This window comes from Arthrobacter crystallopoietes BAB-32, from assembly GCF_000328305.2.
Classification (GTDB): Bacteria; Actinomycetota; Actinomycetes; order Actinomycetales; family Micrococcaceae; genus Crystallibacter; species Crystallibacter crystallopoietes_A.
This window is the reverse complement of sequence record NZ_ANPE02000043.1, coordinates 1-5,937: the sequence shown is the minus strand read 5'-3', so window position 1 is coordinate 5,937 and position 5,937 is coordinate 1. Positions and strand designations below refer to the sequence as shown.

Sequence of the window (5,937 nt, the reverse complement as noted above, 5' to 3'; positions counted from 1 at the left end):
GCCAGCCGCCGGTGCCGTTGCCGGGGTAGAGCCAGAGCCGGCCGTCGCTGTCGCTGGCGATGACGTCCGGATTGCCGTCGCCGCTCGGATCGCCCGGGCTGAAGATGGCTTGCATCCCGTTCCAGCCGGTGCCGATCACGCTGCGGGGCCGCAGCCCGGCCGCGCCGTTGCCGGGGTAGAGCCAGAGCCGGCCGTCGGTGGTCCGGGCGATGACATCAGAGTTGCCGTCGTCGTCGAAATCACCGGGGCTCAGCAGTGCGGTGATGCTGTTCCAGCCTCGGGAGCCGGTCAGCTCGCGGGGCTCGAAGCGGCCCGACCCGTTGCCCGGGTAGGTCCACAGCCGGCCGTTGACGTCGCGGGCCATCAGATCGGCGGTGCCGTCGCCGTTCATGTCGCCGCTGAACAGGTGGTTCATGGCGTTCCAGCCGCTCGCGCCGATCCTGATCCGGCGATCCAGCCCGCCTGCGCCGTCGCCCGGGTAGAGCCAGAGCTGTCCGGTCCCCACACGGTCCTTGGCGATGAGGTCGGCCTTGTCGTCCCCGTTGAAGTCGCCGGTGCTGGTGATCGCCGACATGGCGTTCCAGCCGCTGCGGCCCATGAGGGTCCGGGTCTCCAGGCCGCCGGTGCCGTCGCCCGGGTAGAGCCAGAGCCGTCCCTCGCCGTCCCGCGCCACGACGTCAGCGTCGCCGTCTCCGGTGAAGTCGACGTCCTTGAGCAGGGCGTTGGCCGTGGTGAAGGTCCAGCTGTCGGTGGCGAGGGCGTTGTCGAAGGCGTCCCGGACGGCGGTGGCTCCGCCGGTGAGCGTGACCTCGTACTCCGTACCAGCCTGCAGGTCGGCGGCCGGGTCCAGCAGCGCCGTCGTGGTGGGTTCGTCATAGCTGACGGCCGCCTCAACGGTTTCGTTGGTCGCCGCGTTCCGCAGGACCAGGGTTTCGGCCTCAACACCGTCCACGGGCTCGCTGAAGGTGACAGCGATATTGGCGCCGACGGCGACGTCGACGGCTCCAGCCGCCGGGGCACGGTCGGTGACGGTCGGTGCGACGGATTCCCGCGGCCTGACGGCCTCGGAGGCTGCCGAGAACTCGCCCTGTCCGACCGCGTTGACCGCAGCCACCAGGAAGCGGAGGGAGCTGCCGGCGGGCAAACCGGTCACGACCAGGCTGGTCGCGCCGGCGGGTGCCGTGCGCAGTTCGCCGACCTGGTTGTTGGCCGCGTCGATGACCTGGACGGTGAAGCCCGTCAGGGCCGAGCCGCCGTTGTCCTCGGGGACGGTCCAGTTGACGGTGGCCTGCAGGTCGCCGCCGGTTACTGAACTGATGGCCGGGGCGCCCGGGGCTACCGGAGCCGGAGTGACGGCCTCGCTGAAGGCGGAGAACGCACCGGGTCCGACCTCGTTCTTAGCGCGGACCTGGAAGCGGTACGCGGTGCCGTTGGTCAATCCATCCACCAGCAGCGAGGTTGCCTCCGCGTCGGCCGGACGCAGCAGGCCGACCTGGTTGCCTTGGGCGTCCACGACGCGGATTTCGAAGCCGGTGATCGACGAGCCTGCCGGAGCAGACCAGCTGACCATTGCCGAAGCGTTGGCGCCGGTGGCGGTGATCGCCGTCGGAGCGGCCGGAGCCTGGGTGTCGGCGAAGACCAGCTTCTCGATGTTCCGCAAGATGTCCGTTCCGTCGCCGGTGACTGCGCCATCGTCGCCGGGGACACCGCCGTCGTTATGGGTCACGGTAGTGACGCTGCCGGGAGCGCCGATTGCAGCGCCGGCGGGAGTGGTGGTGACGGTGTAGTTTGCCTCGATATCGGAGAAGACTGCGACGTCGGTGTCGTCCGGGCGACCGCCGTCGAGGATCTCCCGGACGATGACCACGTTGCCCGGATCCACCTTGCCGGCGAAGACGGCCTGCTGGATGGTTTCGCTGCTGTTGGCCAGGTAGGGCTTGGTCAGCGAGGTGGCAGAGCCGATCTCGGTGGCGGGATCGTTTCGGTCCGTGCGGACGCTCAGCCGGACGCTCAGGTACTTGTCGCCGTCGAGGATGTCGTCGGCGCCGCGTCCTTCGAGGGTGTCGCTGCCGCCGCCGCCGAGGAGGATGTTGCCTTCGCCCCAGACGTTGCTGCCGGTGGCTGCGCCGGCCGGAAGCAGGCTGCGGAGGCCCGCGATGCGGTTCACGCCGGCTTCGTCCAGCCAGTTGCTGCCGGAGGTGCCCTCGGCTTCGGCCAGCCGGGGGACCACGGAGTCGCCGCGGAGGATGTCGTTCCTGGGGCCGCCGGAGGAGGCCTCGACCTCGCCATGGCGGTCGCGCAGCACATCCACCGGGAGCGGGACGCCCAGCAGTTTCAGCTCCAGGTCGGAGTCCGCGGGCAGCTCATCGAACTGGTAGCTGGTCCAGTCGAAGCCGGCTGCTCCGGCGTTCCGCTCGATGCCCGGGCCTGCCATCATGATGTCGTCGCCGCCTTCCGCGTCGTAGTCGTCGTCGCCGTTCTGGCCGCTGATCACGTCATGGCCTGGCTTGTTCGGATCGTCGAAGAAAGGTGCGCCGGAGTCGCCCTGCAGCAGGTCGGCACCGTCACCGCCTTCGATCCAGTCGTCGCCGGAATCCGCGAAGACGGTGTCCGCGCCGCCGCCGGCGATGATCAGGTCGTCCCCGTTGCCGGCGAAGTGCTCATTGGTGTTGGCGCCGCCGTTCATCAGGTCGTGGCCGTCGCCGCCGAGCAGGATGTCCAGTCCGGGCCCCGAGTCGATGGCGTCGTTGCCGGGGCCGCCTTTGTGGACGTCGTCGCCGGCGCTGTCGGTGATGATGTCGTTGCCTTCGCCGCCCAGCGCGGTGTCGGCGCCGTCGTTGCCCTCGATGCGGTCGTTGCCGGGGCCGCCCCAGAAGGTGTCGTTGTCGACGCCGCCCCAGGTCCGGTCGGTGGTGTCCGTTCCGTTGAAGACGCTCTGGCCATTGATGCCGGCCGGATCGACGGAGTTCGTGGTGCGGTAGCGGATGGTGCCATCCGGCATCCGGACCAGCAGCTCGGTCTCGTTGCATTCCGAACCTGCGTCATCGACGACGGTGGTGCCGGTTCCGGCAAGGTTGCCCAGCTGGAACTTGCAGTCGGCGGTGGAGAAGACATCCGCGGTGATCGAGTGTGCGTTGGTGTTGCGCATGATCATTTCGGCGAAGGAGTTGCCCTCAAGCTGCGAGAACAGGTTCATTCCGGGGGTGCGGATGAGGTAGTAGAAGCGGTCGCCGTTCTGCAGGTCCAGCATCTGCTTCTCGAAGACGTAGTTGAAGGTGGAGCCGAGCAGGCCGCCGAACAGGTTGGTGCGTTCGGCCAGGCCGCCGACCCACAGATCCACGTCGTCGAGGCCAGTGGCCTTGCCCTCCCAGGTTCCGGAGGCGGTCATGAAGTCCTCGGCATCGGCCGGAATCGACTCGGCCGGGGTGTCGAGGGGCGGATCGACGAGCAGCTGGGCTGCTGCCCGCTTGTCGGCCAGCGTGGTCTTCGAAGTGATGGTTTCGTGCTTGCCGTAGGCTGCGACGAAATTGACCAGGGACTTGGGATGCTTGATGTTCAGCCCGAAGTCCAGCCAGCTTGTGTAGGGCGTGAGCTGGCTGTCATTGGTCTTGGCGTGCAGCTGCTTGCGCAGGTTGTTCAGGGACGGGACGCCGGTCTCACGGGCACGGGCAATGTTGATGGCCGGCAGGTCCAGGGGCAGGCCCAGCAGGTTGCTGCGCAGGGTGTCCGTGACGAATTCGTCCATCTCGTTGCCGACCTGGTTGGACATGCCCATGGCGATGGCGCCGGCAGCCTGGTGGGAGCTCAGTGTCCCTGCAGTGCCGCCGTCGGTGTAGGCCACCGGGTTCAGGAAGCCCTCCAGCAGCGGAATGTCGTTGTTGGAGCCGTCCTCGTTGGTGCGCGAGATGGTGTCGGTCAGCATAGAGTGGCCGAACCGGTACACTGCGTGGGCGAACTCTGCGGTGATGGCCGGGTCCACGTCGTCGTGGTAGCCGGAGAACGGCTCGATGAGGGGCTGCACCTTGCGGGCGAACTCCTCGAAGGCCAGGTGCTGGTACTCCATCTCGGTGATGAAGCGGGCGGCCTGGAACAGGCGCTCGCCGTGCCAGCCGCCGGCGCCGGCCAAAAGCTGCCATTCCTCCAGGGCGTCTTTGCCGCGCTGGGAAGTCTCTGCGTCTTTCAGCAGGACCTGCTGGATGTCGTCGACCAGCCGGTTGTGCTCAGAGTGGAAGACCTGGTGGATCATGCTCAGGCCGATGTTCTCATTGACGCGGCCGTCGCCGGCGACGAAGTGGCGGTCCAGCATTTCGTCGTCGTAAGTGCCCGCAGGCTGGCGCGAGGTGGCCGGAGCGATGGTGGAGTCAGTGTCCTCAACCAGGCCGGGATTCGGGACGGCATTGTGGGCAATGTCGTCCAGGAAGGCCTGGGGGATCCGCTCCACATTCGCCGGTGCCAGGACCGGCTCTTCCAGGTTGCCTTCGACCAGGCCAGTCGACGTGATGTATTGAGGCAGCCCGTTGTCTCCGGGGATGAACTTGCCGTACGGGTCGGTCAGGATTGCCGGAATGCTGAGCACGTCCGAATCGACCAGGCGCAGGCCCAGCAGGTCGGCCGCCTGCTTCTTCAGCAGCTCCCAGGTGCCCATGCCGCCATCGGCCGAGGTGAGCAGCTCGCCCGTGGAGACAGGCTTGCCTTCCGCGTTAGCGGTGTAAGTGCGCAGGAAGACCTGGTGCGCCGGGTGCGAGGCGTAGGTCTGCGACTGGTCCACGTACGGATTGGTGCGGTTGCTGGCTTCCTGGATGTCGTCGGCAGTGCCCATTTCGCCGTCCGGGCCCGGCTGGTTGGTGGCGCGGGTGACGGCCATGAAGCGCAGATGCGGGGGCAGATCGTCCGCCGTACCCAGCCGGCCGTCCCGGCCAGGGATCAGCGGGTCGTCATCCTTCAGCGGGACGTACACCGTGCCGCCGGACTTGCTCACGAGGTCGAGGCCGTGGTCGAAGAACTGGCCGAACAGCGGGAAGAGGCCGTTGTACGGCGGGGAAAGGCCGACGTCGGTAGTGATATTCGGGATGAACAGCGTTTCGCCGGCAGGCACGCAGCCCTCCGGAACGCCGGGCTCGGTTTCCGTCGGCTGGGTGGTGCAGGGGACAACGCCCTCGCTGCCGGCCTGGCTGCGCACTGGGAAAGCAGCCGCATCGACGGCTGCGGGGTTCGTGGCGGTCTGGTCCACGATGAGGTTGCTAATGACACGCGGCTGGGAGTCCCAGACGTCCTTCTTGGAGGCATAGCCCGGATCGGCCGTGGCGGACACACGCGGGGACTGCGAGTCCTCCGCCGGACGGAACTCGGGTTCGGTCAGCCGTGGGAAGGCACGGTTGGCGGCGCCATACTTCTCGCGGTCCTCCTGCAGATTGTTGCAGGAGCCGTCGACAGTGCGCAGGCCGTAGGAAACGAGCGGTCCCGGAACTTGATCGGCGCGAACGCCAAGCAAAGCCCCGCAAGGCCCGGTGGCCGACGTCGTATTGGCCACATGTGCCTCGGAGATTTTGATCTGCTTCAGGATGAAGGCCAGGTCTGCCGGCGTGACAGTGAAGCCTGCGCCGACGACGGCGTGTGCCGGGCCGGCCAGCGCCGGCAGGCCCAGCGAGGTGGCCATGACCAGCGCCAGCGCTCCTGCGACGCCGCGGCTGCCGGCCCGGTTGATGGGTTTTTTGGCTGACGTACGGGTGCTTTCCCGGGTGGGACTCTTGCGCCCCCGCGCGTCCCCCCGCTTCCCCTTGGTGCGGTGATTGAACATCGGAAGACCCCTCGGCCTCGTGAAGCCACACCAGGCGACCGGATGAATCGTTTGTTAGCTGTGGCCGGAGACCATCGTCCTCAGCCGACCTTGGAAAGAACCTGCAAATGGGGGAGGGCGGGCCACCCCACGCTGGGGGT

General features: G+C 67.7%; 1 protein-coding gene. It reads right to left on the bottom strand.

Annotated features, from left to right (window positions below; genetic code table 11):
* On the bottom strand, positions 1 to 5,797 hold a 5,797-nt coding region (locus D477_RS01160; RefSeq protein ID WP_005266460.1), incomplete at its 3' end, for a peroxidase family protein.
* Positions 5,798 to 5,937 lie beyond the last annotated feature (140 nt).